Source organism: Aerococcus agrisoli, from assembly GCF_003797145.1.
GTDB lineage: Bacteria > Bacillota > Bacilli > Lactobacillales > Aerococcaceae > Aerococcus > Aerococcus agrisoli.
In genome coordinates this window covers 1-18,199 of the sequence record NZ_RKMG01000032.1, presented here as the reverse complement: position 1 = coordinate 18,199, position 18,199 = coordinate 1, and the positions used below count along the sequence as shown (strand labels likewise).

Genomic DNA, 18,199 nt, shown 5'->3' with positions numbered 1-18,199 from the left:
GTATAAAAGAAAAACATTTGTTTCAATGTATACAATGTGGTTATCAATCGAATGATGACCGTGTTGCTGGAATGAACCTCCAAACATTAGGTACTTGGTATATATCAGGTGATATGCATCCAAAGTTTGAAAAACTTGAGCCAAAATTAGAATATTAATGATAGATGTCTATAAGACTGTCTATTGACAGGGTGCCAGTCAACCACCCTTAGATGTTATTTAGATGTTGGAGTCGTAAGACGTTTGTACAACTGTGATTCTTTATGACAAACCACCTACTTTAGTCGGTGGTAGTTGATATGTCTATGATAAAATATAAGTAAAGACCAACATGATAGGGGTATGTATAGATGAAATTTATTTCTTGGAATATTGATTCGCTTAATGCGGCGCTGACGAGTGATTCGGCGCGGGCTTTGATGACGCGCAAGACTTTAGAGGATATTCGTGATCTTGATGCGGATGTGGTTGCGATTCAGGAGACGAAGTTGTCTGCTAAGGGGCCAACGAAGAAGCATGTGGAGGTTTTAGAAGCTGAGTTTCCGGAGTATGAGGTTGTGTGGACGTCTTCGACTGAACCGGCTCGTAAGGGCTATGCGGGTACGATGTTCTTATACCGTAAGTCTTTTGCGCCAGTCGTGACTTTTCCTGAAATTGGGGCACCAACGACGATGGATCATGAGGGGCGTATCATTACACTTGAATTCCCTGATTTTTATTTGACGCAAGTGTATACACCAAATGCGGGTTCTGAGCTGGTTCGTTTAGCTGATCGTCAAATTTGGGACGAGAAATATGCGGATTATTTGGCTGCATTGGATGCTTCGAAACCAGTCATTGCTTGTGGCGACTACAATGTGGCACATACGGAGATTGATTTGGCACACCCCGATAACAATCACTTTTCTGCCGGCTTTACGGACGAAGAGCGTGCGGGTTTTACAGCTTTGTTGGGCCGTGGTTTCACAGATACCTTCCGTCATTTACATGGTGCGGTTGAAGGCGTGTATACATGGTGGGCCCAACGTGTGAAAACAAGTAAAATCAACAACTCAGGGTGGCGTATTGACTATTGGTTAGTCAGTGATCGTATTGCCGACAAGGTTAGCAAATCTGAGGTCATTGATTCAGGTGCGCGCCAAGACCATACGCCAATTTTATTGGAAATTGAATTGTAATAGGGTATTTCATTTGAGGCCGGGGAAAAAGTCCTTGCCTTTTTTTGTATCCATAATATTTACCCAGGCTGATTCTTTTATTTAGGATAATAGATGAATAAATTGGTGGATTTTTCTCTTATTTCGTTAAATAAGAGCATAATATTTTAGTTAATTCACTTATATAAGCAAATAGATGAAGGCACATAAAATGATTCATCTATCGATTCAAATAAATGACAAAATTAGCGAAAATTCATTTATTTCATCAAAAAAAAGAAGAAATCACAAATTTTTTCATTTATATCATTTTATAAGTGAAACGAAACTTTTTATGACTTTTGTACCGGGATGTTATAAAAAAAAAATTGTCATAAAAGGGGGTTTTCAAATATATGAGGCTTGGACTAAGGTCCGAGCCTCATTTTCATTATGGCACTTAAAGATTGGTCTATTCTGGTATTTTGGTGCTGTAGTAGTGTAACTTATATTATGGATATAAGTCACAATTTTTTGGGATTTTATGACTTATTTTCCTAGGTAGATCACAACCAGATTGGAAGTGGGACTTATTTTCTCAGATAGATCACAACCAGATTGGAAGTGGGACTTATTTTCTCAGATAGATCACAACCAGATTGGAAGTGAGACTTATTTACCTAGATAGTTCACAACCAGATTGGAAGTGTGACTTATTTACCTAGATAGTACACAACCAAATTGGAAGCGGGACTTATTTTCCCAGATAGTTCACAACTAAATTGGAAGTGAGACTTATTTTTCCAGATAGTTGACAGCCGGAGTGAATTAAACCGGACCCCAAGTCCTGGAAACTGGAGGGTCGTATAAAAATATTTCGGGACACCTCGAAATTAACCGAATTAAACTCTAGCCCCACTGCTTTCATCGAAACAGGTCATTGGTTCTTTGAATTTATTCCAATGGTTTGCCAATCAGTTGGCGGATGGTATCAAGCTGGCCAAAATGTGTTGATGGTTGGTGGATACCTGGTATTTCTTCGCATACTTGATGCGTGTGGCTATGCATAGCTTGGCTGTAGTAGGACATTTGATTGAAAAATTCTAGTTGATGATCGCGTTGAATTTTGTACATATTTATTTTGGCATCGAGGTAAGCTTTTTTCACGCCTAGGATGAAGGCGATATTTGTTGGCATTTCGATGTAGGTATGTGTCTTCGGTTTGATATAGTGATAGAAATCATGAATGTTATGGAGTGCTAGATAATGCATAGTGGCAAAATCATCTTTAAATCGCTGGAAGGAATATTTGCCCACGGTATGTGGCCGCTTTTTACTTGCATGCATAAGGTGCTCGTACTGTTTATTGAAATATTCGGCAAAAAAGCCAACATTTTGATGCCATACTTTCATGAGTTCGCTGGTATCTTGTTCGGTGATTGCAACTGTTGCATCTGTAAATAAGATGATTGTCTTGAAGGGTAGGTGCTTCTTGCTAACGTTGTATAATAGCATCATGTCTGTTTGAAGTTTTTCAAAGTGTTGTGGTTTAATGTGTCGACAATTTTTAATCAAGGCATCCAAATCTATTGTCCAATCTATTCGTCTTTGCAATTTTATTGTATTTATACGATTTATTTTCACTACCCTAAACCACCTTTGTTTTTATGAATTTTCTCTCACTTATTTATAACATTGTATTTATATCTTTTAAACAAAAATTTCATTTAAAAGCAAAATTTGCTATTTTATAGCTTAAAGGTAATATATTGGGTAAAAAGAAGAATGTTTCTTTGTTATTTTTAACTTATACTAGATAAAAATATAGATTTTGTATTTCAATAGCGCCGTTCAAGGGCTTGTCATTTCCAGTCCATGTGTCGTATTTTTAGTTAGCCTGCAGGTTTAAAAATACGGATAGTTAAATAATGGAGGAAAAGTTGCTATGTTTGATCAATATCGGTATCCTGAGTTACTCGATCAATATCACGGGGTCATCGTGCATGTGCTGAACCGTCTCAATGTATATCCAAGCAAGTCCTATTTTGATGATCTTTACCAAATTGCGCAGATTGGCCTGTATCAAGCAGCCGAATATTTTGATGATGATCCCCTTGAGGAAGGGCAGCATTACCGTTTTACTGCTTATGCCAAAACCGTTATTAGATGGCGCGTTCTAGATGAACTCCGCCGTCTCTACCAACGAGATACTTGTGAACAGTCGACGACAGAGGATTGGCTGTTTGAATCTGGCCATCCCTATCACCCAGACATGCCCATGACCCAAGATGCCACACTTTTTCTAGCTGAAGCCAGTAAATTCTTACTTGACCATGAGCGTATTTTTCTCAAAGACGTGGTCCAATGCCAGGGCAATATGAAGCAGCTGCGGGCTATCTACCCGATTTCCCGCCAAGCGCTTTATGCACGCAAGACCAAATTAGCCGCCAAACTTAGTCATTTCCGCCACTTACTGACAGATTAGGAGGATTTTATGAAAACAACTACAGTGCATCAATATGCCGGATTACTCATCGCATTTGGCCATGGTAACGGAGATCCCGGGTGCGTTAGCGGGCAATTTACCGAAGCCGACATGGTCCGAAAACTCAAACCCTACCTGCAAAGATGGGCAAACGATGCTAATCTGAAAATTGCGTTTTATATGGACAATTTGTACCAACATGCCGCTGATATGAAAAAGTATGCTGATTGGATTGTTGTGGAAATACACATGGACGCGGCGGCCAAACCGCAACAGGGCGGCCATCTCATTATCCACCGCGACTATCAGCCTGATGCCATTGATGACAACTTAATAATGGTCATCAAAAACCATTTTGGCTTGGTCACTCGAAACGAGCTAGGACTGTCCAAACGGGATGATCTGTTGAATCTGAATAATGCCAGAAATTGGGGAATCAACTATCGTTTAATGGAACTATTTTTCTTGGCTGAACCCACCGACCGGGCCTATTACCTGGAGAATCTTGACCTGATTAGTAAACACTTGATTGAAGCCGTCGTTGGCAAAGCGATTGCTGACGACAAGGTGTGTATTTGCACCAATTAACTAATTAATTAGAAAGCCGCAAGCATTGAAAAGTTGATGCTTGCGGCTTTTTGTGTGGACTCTTCGACTTTTAATGAGGCTAGCTTAATTTAAGCAAGAAACTTGAATTCATTTTATATGGATTTGAGTTTCTTTTTTGTCCGGTTTGTTTAAGATGATATATTTACATCGTTAAATAACCTAAAAATGAAAAATTCAGAGGGTTTTGGTTTCAAAAATGAGCAATTTTGCGTCACACAAGGGGCTGAACGTTCTTTATTTTTAAAAAAGGAACGTTCAGGGTGTTTTGCGTTTCATTTTTTCTCATAAATACACTCAAAAGCAGTTTAGGTTTCCAGTTTTCATCTATTTTAATTCGGATAAATACAATCTCGCAAAAATAGGCAATAATCCTCATAGAAGGGTATATTGTGCCAATCAAAGCGATTAGATGCGAAAAAATGGAATCAATTCATACAAATAGGTCCTATATTACAGGTTGGCTAGGAACCTATTCATATTGGTGAAGTGCGATTGCCAAGGTCAATCGCATGTCAGATAAGATTCCCAGAGGCATTTAGCCGTTCATAGTTTGTGAAATACATCATTATCAAAATTAGGTAAATAATGGGTGAAGACTAGGTGTAGTTGGTGAAGATGTGGTAAAATATGAAATATTACAACGAATGAAGGAGTCACAAAATGGGTTTAGGTATCGGTATTTTAGATTTTGTCCCTCGCGACAAAAATACATCAGTGTTGGAGTCTTTTGAGCAATCAATTGCATTGGCCAAACTTGCTGATGAAAAGGGGTTTGACCGGTATTGGCTGACTGAACATCATTCCACGCCGGCCGTTTTATCTAGTACACCACAATTATTGTTGGCACGTTACGGCGCAGAAACAAGTCAAATTAAATTGGGTACGGGTGCTGTGGTGATGAATAACTCGACACCATATCAAATTGCTGAAAACTTCATGGTTTTAGAAGCAATGTATCCTGATCGTGTAGAAGCTGGGATTGGCCATTCTATGCCAAAAGAAGTGACGCGCCAAGAACATTTAGGCATGAAAATTAACCGTGGTCTTAACTATGAAAAGTCTTTAACGCAACTGGCTGGTCTGTTATATAATGACTTGTCAGTGGACGATGAAATGCACGGCCTACGTGTCATGCCTGCTTATTTTGGTGGGACGGTCCCACTTTTCACGATGATGGGTTCTAGACGCAATGCCAAATTCGTGGCACAACAAGGCTTGGGCATGGTGTTTGGTTTATTCTTCTCTGGAGACTTGGAAGAATGTATCGAAACCATCAAAATTTACCGGGAAAACTTTGTGCCATCAAAAGGCTTGAAGGAACCAGCCGTTCAAATCGCTTTATATGCGGTTACGAGTAAAAAACGCAACTTGAAAGAGCCTTTAAACTACGCTTTAAATGACTGGATTGACGCCTTTTTGAATGATAAACGTGCCTATCTAGAATTGATGGATGTGGGTGAGGCGCGCGACTTCATTACGATGCACAGTGAAGTGATTGAAGAAGATCGCCACGCTGGCCGTAAAGTGTATGGCACACCAAAACAAGTTGAAATGCAATTGCGTCGCTTAAAAGAATTGACGAATACGGATGGCTTCTTGATTGCCAACCAGTTATCTGGTTTCGCTAATCGTCGTGCTTTGATTGAAATTTTGAGCGAAGTAAATATCAACGGTTAAAAATAAGTTGCAGCGAAAAGCACGGAAGCATATTCCGGCTTTTTCTTTGTCTCATGAAAATACCCAGTTTTTCCGGTAAAATAGGAGGAAATCATCAACGAAGGAGGGATGAAAATGGCACGAAGCTTACATGATCCAGTCACAGTACTCAAGGGTGTAGGGGGTAAGAAGGCTGAATTGTTAGACAAGGTCGGCATTAGGACAATTGAAGATTTGCTCTATCATTTTCCCTTCCGTTATGAAGATGTGTCTGTCAAATCGGCTAGTGAACTGGTTGATAATACCAAGGCATCGGTTAAGGGAATTGTGGCTACTGAACCTGTTGTCCAATATTTTGGTAAAAATCGCAATCGCTTAACCTTTAAGCTGGCTTTGGATTACGAGGTGATTCAAGTCATCTTCTTCAATCAACCCTATTTGAAGAAGAATATTGCGGCGAATCAAGAGATCGTCGTTTACGGTAAATATGAAGCAGCCAAGCAACAAATAGTGGGCATCAAACTTTTTTCCAACCAGCAACATGTGGATGACAAGGATAAGGATTTTGAGGCGATTTATCACCTCACACAAGGTCTATCAACGAAGTATCTAACCGAGTTAATTCACCTGGGACTAGAAGCATATGAGGACTTGATTCTCGAAGTCTTACCTGAAGAACTCCAAGAACGCTATCACTTGGTCGACCACAAACGGGCCGTCCATCAGATGCATTTTCCAGATACCGAAGAGGATAACCGTCAAGCACGGCGTCAATTGAAATATCAGGAATTATTCTTATACGCCATGAAGTTACAATGGCAAAAATTACAAAAACGTCGCATTGCCAATGGGGCACAGATTCTATACGATAACCACCATTTGCGCGATTTCATCCAAACCATTCCTTTCGAATTAACGGATGGTCAAAAGGCCGTCGTCAATGAAATATGTGCTGATTTGCGCCAACCCTTCCAGATGAACCGCCTCTTACAAGGAGATGTTGGTTCAGGGAAGACAGTTGTCGCTATGATTTGTTTTGTGGCTGCGATTGATGCGGGCTTCCAAGGTGCCTTGATGGTGCCCACAGAAATCCTGGCAGAACAGCATTACAAATCTATTTCCGAGTTCTTCGAGGGCACACCATATCGCGTGGCGCTCCTAACAGGTTCCACTAAAACCAAGGCGCGCCGGGAAATGCTTGCTGATTTAATTAACGGCGATATTGACCTCTTAATTGGGACGCACGCCTTAATTCAAGATGACGTCTTATTCGCTGATTTAGGTCTGGTCGTCATCGATGAGCAGCATCGTTTTGGTGTTAATCAGCGGTCTAAATTGGTGGCTAAGGGTGAACACGCAGCGCCAAATGTCCTATATATGACGGCAACACCGATTCCGCGTACGCTTGAAATCACGATTATGGGCGATATGGACGTATCCAAATTGAAGGAAATGCCTAAGGGTCGGATTCCGATTGAAACATCTTGGGTTCGTCATAATAAGCAAGACCAAGTCGATCAGCTCATGTGGCGCGAGGTCCGAAATGGCCGGCAAGTGTATATTATCTGTCCCTTGATTGGCGAGTCTGAAGCCCTTGAAGCGAAAAATGCGGAAGCCATCTATGAAACGTACGAGGCACAATTTGGTAGCCAGTTCAACGTTGGTTTACTACACGGGCAAATGTCTGCGGATGAGAAGGACAGTGTAATGGCCGCCTACAAAAATAACGACATTCAAATTTTAGTATCGACAACCGTTATCGAGGTTGGGGTGAACGTACCCAACGCGACCTTTATGGTGATTTTGGATGCAGACCGATTTGGTTTAGCGCAATTACACCAATTGCGGGGACGGGTTGGCCGTGGCCAATATGCATCTTATTGCGTCTTGGTTGCAGACCCTCGAACTGATAACGGCAAGAAGCGGATGCAGATTATGGTGGCGTCAACGGATGGTTTCTATTTGAGCCAACAAGACCTTGAATTGCGCGGTGCCGGGGATTACTTTGGTACACGACAATCGGGCTTACCTGAATTTAAAGTGGCTGATCCAGTTGAAGATGGTGTGATTTTAGAACTTGCTCGCGAAGATGCGATGCACTTCCTGCCGTATTTTGAAGGTAATCAAATCCAGTATCCTAATCTAGTTGATTGGTTGGCTGATCACATGGGCAATATGCATGCCTAATTGTGGCAACTTGTCTTAGGTTCCAGTCGTCCTTTTCATAGGGCGAGGGGTCAAGGATTTGGTATGGGATATGGTATAATGAAGAAAATGAATGATAAAAGGAGACTGTGGCGTAGAGATGAGAATCGCGGTAGATGCTATGGGTGGCGACAATGCCCCTAAAGAAATCGTCTTGGGTAGTTTGCAAGCTGCTGAGGCGCGTAAGGATGTAACGATTGTGTTGTATGGTGACGAGGATGCGATTAAGGCCGTAATTGAAGGACCGACGCCTGAGAATGTGGAAATCGTGCATGCACCGGATAAGATTTTGTCCGAGGATGATCCTGTGAAGGCTGTTCGCTCGAAACGTGATTCGTCTATGGTGATGGCTGCGCGTGCCGTTCGTAATGGCGAAGCGGATGCGTTGATTTCTGCCGGTAATACGGGTGCTTTGCTAACGTCTGGGTTACTGGTTGTTGGCCGGATGAAGGGTGTGGAACGTCCTGCTTTGATGGCTGCTTTGCCGAATTTGAAGACGATTGGAGACCATGTACTACTAATTGACTGTGGTGCCAATGCGGAATCGAAAGCTTCATATTTAAGTCAATATGCTGTGATGGCAAGTGCGTATGCGCGTGCTGTCTTGAAAAAAGCGAATCCAACTGTTGGTTTATTGAACAATGGGACGGAAGAAAACAAGGGTAATGATTTAAGTAAGGAAGCACACGGTTTGTTGAAGGTTAATGACCGCATCAACTTTGTGGGGAATGTAGAAGCGCGTGAAATCTTGAACGGGGCTGCGGATATCGTGGTTGCGGATGGCTTTACGGGTAATGCGGTCTTAAAATCTATCGAAGGTACAGCCGGTTCATTAATGAAATTGATCAAGTCTTCTATCATGAATGGTGGCGTGACGTCTAAAGTTGGCGGCTTGCTATTGAAGAACACCTTGAAAGATATGGTCAATCAATTAGATTTAGACCAAGCTGGTGGCGGGATTTTATTTGGTGTGAAAGCACCTGTATTGAAAGCACACGGTTCTTCAAATGCAACAAGCGTTTATCATACAATTTTACAAGCGGAAACGATTGTAGATGCTGGTGTAATCGATGAATTAGCAGGTGCTTTTGAAGCAGAAGTAGCCTTAGCGAAAGCCAAAGCAGACGCTGAAGCTTAGTGGTTAGAATGATGGTCATTTTTGCTTAAAATACATTGCATAAGATCAATTGATTTGTATATACAATAAAATAGCTAACCCCTTTAATTTATGCAATCAATACGTGTATAATATGAGGGTGATTAAAAGTAGATTTTTAGGAGGATTTTCATGGCAGAGGGAACAACTTTTGAACAAGTAGCAACATTAATCGTAGAACGTTTTGGTGTTAAAGAATCAAGCGTAACACCAGAAATGTCATTCACAACTGATTTAGGCGCAGATTCTTTAGACGTTGTCGAATTGGTAATGGAGTTAGAAGATAACTTTGGTATCCAAATTTCTGATGATGACGTAGAAGATATTACAACAGTAGCGGACATCGTCAAATATATCGATAGCCATAAATAATAGCGTGTGACAAAAGTGGTTCAGCTTTGGAACGTTGGAAGAAAATGAACAGCAAGCCCCGTACTTTGGGATTGATGAATTTTTCTGAAACGCAGTCCAAAGCTCACTTTTGGCACACATTTTAACAGAGTGTGACTAGCACCGTTCAGCCCTCAACCAGTGGAAGAATAGCGCCCGAGATGACGATAGTCATCGCCAGCTAATCTGAAGTGGGCAGAGGGATGGTTCTAGGAACACATTTTGATAGAGTGCGACAGAAGTACTGATAGGCCTGGAACCGCTGTTGTCCCAGGCTATATTTTATTATAAGAAGTAAGCAGAAAAAGGAGGAAATAAAAATGGATTTAACAGGTGTGAAAGAACTTTTAGCGACAAATTTTGATTTACATATGCAAGATGAAACACATTATATCGAAGCTTTTACCCATTCTTCATTTGTAAATGAAAATCGGAATTTAGACTTAAAAGACAATGAACGTATCGAGTTCTTAGGCGATGCTGTCCTTGAATTAGTGGTTTCAAACTACTTGTACCGTAATTATCCTGAGATGGATGAAGGGAAAATGTCTTCATTACGAGCATTGATTGTCCGTGAAGAATCTTTATCTAAACGTGCGGTTGAATGCGGTTTTGACCAATTTGTTCGTCTTGGTAACGGTGAAGAAGCCAGCAATGGTCGTAAGCGTCCATCATTATTGTGTGATTTATTTGAATCTGTTCTAGGTGCGATTTATCTTGATCTTGGGTTAGATGCGATAGAACATTTTATGAGTCTAACCATTTATCCTAAGATCAAGAATGGCGAGTTTATGCGTCAAAGTGATGCGAAGACAGCCCTTCAAGAAGAATTACAAAAAGATGGTGCAATTCAATTAGCTTATGAATTGATTAAAGAAGAAGGACCTGCCCACGAAAAACGCTTTGAAGTCGCTGTTCGTCTATACGATGAAATCATCGGCCGTGGTGTTGGTCATTCTAAGAAATCGGCTGAACAAGCAGCTGCTGCCAACGCATTAGAAATGTTAAAAAAATAGCGTGCGACATGTGGCGTTTTGGAATGTATGAAAAAAGATACATCTTTTTTCAACCGCTTGGTATTTATTTTGGTAAATTGTTTCGTTTTGCCATCAAAAAGGGTACTATTTTGACAAATAGAATCACTAATTTTCTAGAAACGAAACAATTTCAATCAATAGTACCGCTATTTTTAGGAAGGGAAACTATATCCATAAATAGTTTCCCTTTATCTGAGTTGTAGGTACTTTTTCATGAAATAGTACCCTTTATCGACCTTTTTAAAATTGGAAAAGGACAATTTCCCAAAGCAGCCCTTGGGAACACATGTGCCACCAGGAGTTGGTGGGGGAAGAAGCTTATTCCCTTGATCAAGGTGACTGATATATGAAGTGATGCGGCGTAGATGATGCATGATATTTTTCAAAAGAACAAAAGAAGATGATGAGTAGAAAGGAATTAGCCTGTGTACCTTAAGACAGTTGAAATAGTCGGCTTTAAGAGTTTTGCTGACAAGACGACAATTGAATTTGACAATGGGTTTACGGCTATTGTTGGACCGAATGGATCGGGGAAGTCGAACATTACGGAGGCCATTAAGTGGGTTTTGGGGGAGCAATCTGCCAAGTCGCTACGAGGTGCCAAGATGTCCGATATTATTTTTGCGGGGGCGATTGACCGTCGCAAGGCTCAGTATGCCCAAGTGACGTTGACGTTTGATAATAAGGATCGTGCGCTGGATTTTGATGCGGATGAGTTGTCTTTGACGCGCCGTTATACAGCTGCTGGCGATTCGGAATATATGATTAATCGCCGTCCATGCCGTTTGCGTGACATCACTGAATTGATGATGGATACGGGTATTGGCCGGGATTCTTTTTCCATTATTTCGCAAGGTAAGGTGGAACAGATTTTCACGCAGAAGGCGGAGGACCGTCGCGGGATTTTTGAGGAAGCTGCCGGGGTTATGAAATATAAATCTCGTAAGCACGAGGCGGAGCGGAAGTTAAATCATACTGAGGAAAATTTGCATCGTATTTACGATATTTTGTCGGAAATTGCTGATCGAATTGAGCCTTTAGAAGAACAAAAGAACAAAGCTATTCATTACAAGGAGTCTAAGGCTGAGTTGTCTGAAATCGAGATTGCCTTAACTGCGGTTCAGATTGAAACCTTAAATGAACAGTGGCAGGTGGCCAAGAATGACCTGGCATCATATGCTAAGGATATCGCTGGGCGCCGTCAGACCCTGACTGAAACGCAAGAAGCCTTAACGAGATGGCGCGCGGAAGCGAATGATATGGACGACCAAGTCAATTTATTGCAAGAGCAGTATGTAGATTTGGTGAAAAAGGCTGAGCAAGTCCAAGCCAAAATTCAAGTCCACCATCAAGAAATTCTCTTTAAAGAGTCGAATCATGCCAACCAAGCGTCGACTTTGGACGACTTAAAGGCATCGGTTAAAGCTTTGCAGCAGGAGATTATCCAACTGACTGCCAAACAGACAGATATGCGTAAAGATATGGCTGTGAAGACAACGGACCGTGATGATTTGCTGACAGCGTATAAAGATTTGGCCCAAGATGCGGCGCCAGACAAGATTCAAGCCCGCCGTACGGCCTATATTGAGGCCCTACAAGCACAATCAGCCTTGCAAAACGAAATGGCCCAACTTGAAAAAGATATGGCCAATGAAGCGGCAAACGCCGAAAAAGACCAAGCTGACCGCACGCTAATGACCGAAAAATTAGCGGATTATCGTGCGCAATTGACGCAATTAGCAGCCGACAAAGAGGCTTTGGCGACAAAAATTGAAGGTTTGTTAGCATCCTATAAAGAACAACAGGCTGCTGTGAAAGCTAGTCAAGATGCAGCTTACCAAGCCAATCAAATGATGAATCAGGCCAATCAGGCTTTGATGCAAGCAAGTGCGCGCAAGGATTCATTAGAAGACTTAGAACGCGATCGCGCTGGTTTCTACCAAGGTGTAAAGGTAGCCCTTGATCTCGGTAAGAAAATTCCAGGTGTCCATGGGGCCGTTGCACAATTATTGCGGGTACCGGATGCCTATACCGGTGCGGTTGAAACGGCCTTGGCTGGAGCCATGCAAAATATTGTGACAGAAGATGGGCTAGTGGCGAGTCAGTTAATTGGCGAATTGAAACGTCAACGCGCTGGTCGAGCAACCTTCCTACCCTTGAATGTCATTAAAGGGCGTTCAGTAGCAGCTGGCGATCTCGCTAAGGTTCAAGGTATGCCTGGTTTTATTGGGGTAATGTCTGATTTAGTGGCCTTCGATGACCATTACCGTCAAATCATGCAAAATTTGATGGGGCACGTGATTGTGGCCGATAATTTGGACCACGCTCGGGCAATCTCTAAAACCCTATATAGTCGTTACCGCATTGTGACCCTGGAGTCAGATGTCATCAATGCCGGTGGTTCCATGACTGGTGGGGCAACCAAACATCAAAATAATAATGGGTTGTTATCTCGAAAAACAGATATCGACCGCTTAAATAAAGAAATTGCTAATTTGACCAAGACGGTTGAAGATTATCAGGCGAAAATGACGGCTCACCGAACTAAGGCAGAAGCGTTAGAAGCTGATTTGGCAACCATTAAAACACAAGGCGACGAAGCACGCTTTACTGAGCGCACCTTGGTTACCGAAATGGACCGTTTGAATGAGCAAATTACTGACCTGGAAAACAGCTTAGCGGCCGGTCAAGGTGCAGAGGCGCTTTTAGCAAAAGTCAAAGCATCTCATGAAAAAGAGTTGGCCAAATTACAAACTGATTTAGACCAGATCGACGGACAAGTCTTGCAATTGAAGACGACCATCGATGACATGAGCTTGTCAGCAAATGAAAAAGCAGCCAAACGCGACCAACTACAAAGTGATTTACAAGTAGCTGAAACAGCATTGGCTGTCCTGCAATCGCAATTTGATCAAGTTAGCCAAGATTTGACACGACGTCAAGCCGACTTGGCAGCTAAACAAGATCAGGTAGCGAAATTCGAAGCTGATTTGAAACTGATGGCGGAGGCTATCTTATCTAATTCTGAGACTTCTAATAGTTTGGAAGCAGATTACCAAGCAGCTGTGAAAGCGCAAAAAGATTGTGAAGCGCAATTGACGAACTTGAAAAAAGGCCGCAACAACGCCCAAAATAAGGCGGACGGACTAGATAAAGAAGTCAAAGAAATGAACAGTCACTTGCAATCCTTACTTGAAAAACAAGCCAAAGTAGAAGCAACGATTTCACGCTATGAGGTTTCAATCGATAATCACTTGACACATTTACGTGAAGAATATGGTCTGACGTTTGAACGGGCACGTGCCCAATCTGAATTAACCATGTCTATGGAAACAGCATCCTTAAAAGTGCGTGAATTGAAGAAAGAAATTGAACATATCGGACCGGTTAACCTGGCGGCAATCGAGGAATTTGAAGAAGTTAACGAGCGTTTTGTCTTCATGCAGAAACAACGTGACGATGTCTTAGCAGCCAAAGAAAAACTGTATCAATCGATTGAAGAAATGGATGCAGAGGTTTCAGAACGCTTTGAACAAGCCTTTATTGCCATTCGTGATTCCTTTGAAGAAATTTTCCCTAAATTATTTGGTGGCGGTCGTGCGAGCTTGACCTTGACTGATCCGACTGACTTGTTGGCATCGGGTATTGAGATTGAAGCCCAACCACCTGGAAAGAGATTGCAACATCTTTCCTTATTATCTGGTGGAGAGAAAGCCTTGACCGCGATTGCCTTGTTGTTTGCGATTTTGGATGTAAAAACCGTACCGTTCTCGATTTTGGATGAGGTGGAAGCAGCCTTAGATGAGGCCAATGTGGCACGTTATGGACGCTTCTTACGTGAATTTGCGGATAAGACGCAATTTATCGTGATTACGCATCGTAAGGGGACAATGGAAGCAGCCAATATCTTGTATGGTGTGACGATGCAGGAATCTGGTGTATCCAAGTTGGCGGCTGTGCGATTAGAAGATTTCGATGAGAAAGCATTAGAAAAGGCTTAGTTTAGGCAAATCATGCCCTTTTTCCCATGAAGATATGGGACAATAGACGTAAGCAAAGAATACGAAAATGAAAATAGGGAAGTATGAGGGAATTATGATTGAGTTAATTGCAATTGATTTAGATGGTACGTTATTGAGTAAGGATAAAACGATTAGCCCAGCTAATATTGATATGATTCACAAGGCGATTCAAAATGGTGTGGATGTGGCGATTTGTACAGGTCGTCCGTTAGAAGCGATTCAACATATTTTGGATACTTTAGGCACTAATTCGTCCGACCACTATTCCATTACTTATAATGGTGGTTTGGTGTTAAAGAATGAATCTCGCGAAGTTGTGAGCCAAGTGACGATGTCAATGGGTCAAGCGCAATGTTTGTATGAGGCGATGCTTGCGGTTGATTTACCACTTGAAGCGGTCTTAATCGATGCGGTTTACCAATTCCCATTCCCTGAAGATTTTCCTGGGACTTATCAAGAAACCATGAATTTCTTGCCATTTAAACAGTTTGACATGACGAATTTGGATCCTGAAACAGCGATTTTTAAAGTCGTGATCAATACGGAAATTGCGCATTTAGAGAGCGCAATGACAAAATTACCTGAATGGGTATTCGAAGATTTTGAAGTGATGCGTAGTCATCCATACCAATTGGAAATCATGCCTAAGGGTGTGGATAAGGGTGTTGGGGTAGCCCATTTGGCCCAAGTATTGGAATTAACTGCTGATCAAGTGATGGTTATTGGTGACGAAGAAAATGACTTGGCCATGTTAAAATGGGCGGGTACAGCCGTTGTCATGGAAAATGGCCGTCCGGATATCAAACAATACGCTGACTACATCACGTCAAGTAACGAAGAAGATGGCGTAGCAAAAGCAATTGACCACTTTGTTTTCTACCAAGAAGACGACAATAAATAAGATTGTATCTGAGTGGGTGGCTAGCGTTTTCACGGTTTACATAGTGAGAGCGGACACCGCTTGCGAGATATGATATGATACTAAAAAAGAATAGAGGGAGTGTGCTCGATGGGATTATTTGATCGTATTAAGAGAGCCTTCACCGGGGAAGATCCAGTTGTTGAAGAACAACGAAAATCTGAGTCAGCTGAACCTAGCCAAGACCAGATTGTATTTGAAAAATATGATAAGGGTGTTGAAAAGACACGTCGTTCATTTTCAGACCGCATTAACGAATTGTTCGCTGGTTTCCGCCAAGTGGATGATGAATTTTTTGATGATTTAGAGGAAGCTTTTATTTCTTCTGATGTCGGCTTTGATATGACATTGGCACTATCTGATGCCGTTCGCGAGGAGGTTTTACTCCGCGGGGCTAGTTCAGGTGAACAAGTGAAGAATGTCATCATCGAAAAGATGGTTGAAATCTATGACAAGGGTGGCGAACCAAGTGTCGCTATCAACGAAAATCCTGATGGCCCAACAGTGATGCTATTTGTTGGGGTGAATGGTGTTGGGAAAACAACTACCATTGGGAAAATGGCTTACCAATTGAAACAACAAGGCCATAAAGTCTTGCTTGCTGCCGGTGATACTTTCCGTGCCGGTGCCATTGAACAATTAGAAGAATGGGCACGCCGAGTAGATGTGCCGATTATTACTGGTAAAGCCCACGGCGACCCAGCGTCTGTTGCCTTTGATGCAGCCAAAGAAGCGCGTGAGGGAAACTATGACTATGTCTTGGTGGATACAGCCGGACGTTTACAAAATAAAGTCAACTTGATGAATGAATTGGACAAGATGAAACGTATTTTAACACGTGAAATTCCAGGCGCACCGCATGAAACATTGTTGGTCTTGGATGCAACTACGGGACAAAATGCGCTTGTACAAGCCAAAGAATTCGACAAAACAGTTGATATCGATGGGATTGTCTTGACCAAATTGGATGGTACCGCTAAGGGTGGCGTGATTTTCGCCATTCGCTACGAAATGGATATTCCTGTTAAATTCATCGGTTTGGGTGAACAATTGGATGACTTACAAGTCTTCGATGCAGAGAAATTCATCTACCAATTAATCAAAGACGTAGTTGAAGTACATAGTTAATGCTATCTTTGTAAAAATGGGTTGGGACTTTTGGGTCCAGCCTTTTTTTGTTGAACGGAGGGGTGATTCCCATATAGGATGCCATTCGAGACAAAAACGCGAAATCATCTCGAATAAGAATTCATTCGATAAAATCCAAATAACTTGTCCCGAATAGGATGCCATTCGAGACAAAAACGAGTACCCGTCTTGAATAAAATCTCATTTAGTAAAAATATGGCAATTCTTATACAAGCACAGGGGCATTCAATAATAGGCATTTAAGGTTTAGTCGTGAGGTATTGATAATCGGTAGAGGCTTGGAACAAGCCTCATCATCTTTCAACAATAGTGGTCTTGAACAATTGCTATAGGCGTAATTTGTGCTAGTATCATTGAAAATATGCTACTATCTTCCCGACAATGTGACATTTTTGTTTTAACAGCTGGGTACTCTATAAGCTAATTTGCCTTATTTGATCTGTAGCCTACTTTTCACATCAAGAAAATTTTTAAATGATGTTATATATATAATTGCATGATGCCAAGTGTTGATATACTATTTAGGATAAAGAATGTGTTTATAGGCGCCAACGGTATGTGTGGCGCAAATATTGAGGAGGATGAGCTTTATGACTGAATTAAATGAAGATGAGCTTAAGAAAGCATCATTAGTTGAGGATGAAACGGTGACAACACCAGAGGATGAAGGGCAACAAGCGCAAGTTGTGGAGGACGAGGCTGTTATGCAAGATGTGCCGGGGACACATGTGGTGCTTGAGGCAGAGGCTGAAGATAATGGAACAGAAGCAGCGGATGACAAAGAATTTCACGCATTTTTTGATGAAGTGTTGAAGAAGATGCCTGTGAAAAGTGCGGGTGTGATTTTGGGTGCTTTGGACCAAACGAAGGCGCAAGCTGAGAAGGTGCTTGGTACTAGCAAGGAACGCTACGAAGGAATTTTTGATGAATTTTTAGTAGGCGTGGATCCTGAGGTACGTAAGAAGTCCTATACCACTATCCATGCAGCGACGTTGACTGCGGCGATTATCGGCCTTTCGCCAATTCCGTTTTCAGATGCTATTTTATTGGTACCAGTGCAAACTGTTATGATGAGTCGTCTACATAAATTATTTGGCCGCTCATGGTCTGAATCACTTGGTTGGACGATTTCTAAGGAACTAGTTGTGGTTGGTTTTGGTCGTAGCATTGTGGGGAATCTAATCAAATTTATTCCTGGTGTTGGGACACTTGCTGGTGCTGCTATTAATGGTGTAGTCGCTAGTGGCATTACAGCTACGCTAGGTTGGGTTACGGTGAAAATGCTCAACGAAGGTGAAGATATTTTCGATAATGTCTTAACTTTCAAAGGTCAATTCAATTCGCTATATAAAACAATTCAAGCGTCCAACAAGAAAAATAAAGGTTAAATAAAAAAGGGGAAATGAAGTTTTTGAATCTCTACCCGAAAACTGAA

The 18,199-nt window shown here is 41.7% G+C and carries 13 protein-coding genes; 12 read left to right on the top strand and 1 reads right to left on the bottom strand.

Going from position 1 to position 18,199, the window contains the following annotated elements; translation table 11 throughout:
• Nucleotides 1-350: 350 nt before the first annotated feature.
• On the top strand, nt 351-1,178 hold the full coding sequence (locus EF384_RS08335) for an exodeoxyribonuclease III (protein WP_123781076.1): 828 nt from the start codon (nt 351-353) through the stop codon (nt 1,176-1,178).
• Between the two features lie 912 nt (nt 1,179-2,090).
• Here EF384_RS08335 and EF384_RS08330 read toward each other — a convergent pair.
• On the bottom strand, nt 2,091-2,780 hold the full coding sequence (locus EF384_RS08330) for a hypothetical protein (protein ID WP_123781074.1): 690 nt from the start codon (nt 2,778-2,780) through the stop codon (nt 2,091-2,093).
• 301 nt (nt 2,781-3,081) lie between these two features.
• On the opposite strand from EF384_RS08330, the gene EF384_RS08325 reads away from it, so the two are divergent.
• The 11 genes from EF384_RS08325 (at nt 3,082) to EF384_RS08275 (ending at nt 18,152) form a co-directional block, all read left to right on the top strand.
• The gene (locus tag EF384_RS08325; protein WP_123781072.1) at nt 3,082-3,621 is read left to right on the top strand and encodes a sigma factor; all 540 of its coding nucleotides are present in this window, start codon (nt 3,082-3,084) and stop codon (nt 3,619-3,621) included.
• A gap of 9 nt (nt 3,622-3,630) precedes the next feature.
• A complete protein-coding gene (locus EF384_RS08320) occupies nt 3,631-4,209 on the top strand; it encodes an N-acetylmuramoyl-L-alanine amidase (protein WP_123781070.1) in 579 nt (192 codons plus the stop codon).
• A 681-nt stretch (nt 4,210-4,890) separates the two neighbouring features.
• Nucleotides 4,891-5,907: an MsnO8 family LLM class oxidoreductase gene (locus EF384_RS08315; protein WP_094518300.1), complete on the top strand. Its 1,017-nt coding sequence runs from the start codon at nt 4,891-4,893 to the stop codon at nt 5,905-5,907.
• Nucleotides 5,908-6,021: 114 nt separating this feature from the next.
• Nucleotides 6,022-8,073 (top strand): ATP-dependent DNA helicase RecG, encoded by a 2,052-nt coding sequence (gene recG, locus EF384_RS08310; RefSeq protein WP_123781068.1) that lies wholly within the window; start codon nt 6,022-6,024, stop codon nt 8,071-8,073.
• Between the two features lie 118 nt (nt 8,074-8,191).
• Nucleotides 8,192-9,229, top strand: a complete 1,038-nt coding sequence (gene plsX / locus EF384_RS08305) for a phosphate acyltransferase PlsX (RefSeq protein WP_123781080.1) — start codon at nt 8,192-8,194, stop codon at nt 9,227-9,229.
• 150 nt (nt 9,230-9,379) lie between these two features.
• Nucleotides 9,380-9,619, top strand: coding sequence for an acyl carrier protein (gene acpP, locus EF384_RS08300; protein WP_123781066.1), 240 nt, complete (start codon nt 9,380-9,382; stop codon nt 9,617-9,619).
• A gap of 338 nt (nt 9,620-9,957) precedes the next feature.
• Complete coding sequence (gene rnc / locus EF384_RS08295; RefSeq protein WP_094518303.1) at nt 9,958-10,653, top strand: ribonuclease III; 696 nt, start codon at nt 9,958-9,960, stop codon at nt 10,651-10,653.
• Nucleotides 10,654-11,099: 446 nt separating this feature from the next.
• Nucleotides 11,100-14,675 (top strand): chromosome segregation protein SMC, encoded by a 3,576-nt coding sequence (gene smc, locus EF384_RS08290; RefSeq protein WP_123781064.1) that lies wholly within the window; start codon nt 11,100-11,102, stop codon nt 14,673-14,675.
• 94 nt (nt 14,676-14,769) lie between these two features.
• The gene (locus EF384_RS08285) at nt 14,770-15,597 is read left to right on the top strand and encodes a Cof-type HAD-IIB family hydrolase (RefSeq protein ID WP_123781062.1); all 828 of its coding nucleotides are present in this window, start codon (nt 14,770-14,772) and stop codon (nt 15,595-15,597) included.
• Nucleotides 15,598-15,705: 108 nt separating this feature from the next.
• Entirely contained in the window at nt 15,706-16,743 is a 1,038-nt protein-coding gene (gene ftsY, locus EF384_RS08280; RefSeq protein WP_094518307.1) for a signal recognition particle-docking protein FtsY, read from the top strand.
• A gap of 725 nt (nt 16,744-17,468) precedes the next feature.
• The gene (locus EF384_RS08275) at nt 17,469-18,152 is read left to right on the top strand and encodes a YcjF family protein (RefSeq protein ID WP_123781078.1); all 684 of its coding nucleotides are present in this window, start codon (nt 17,469-17,471) and stop codon (nt 18,150-18,152) included.
• The last annotated feature ends 47 nt before the right edge of the window (nt 18,153-18,199 follow it).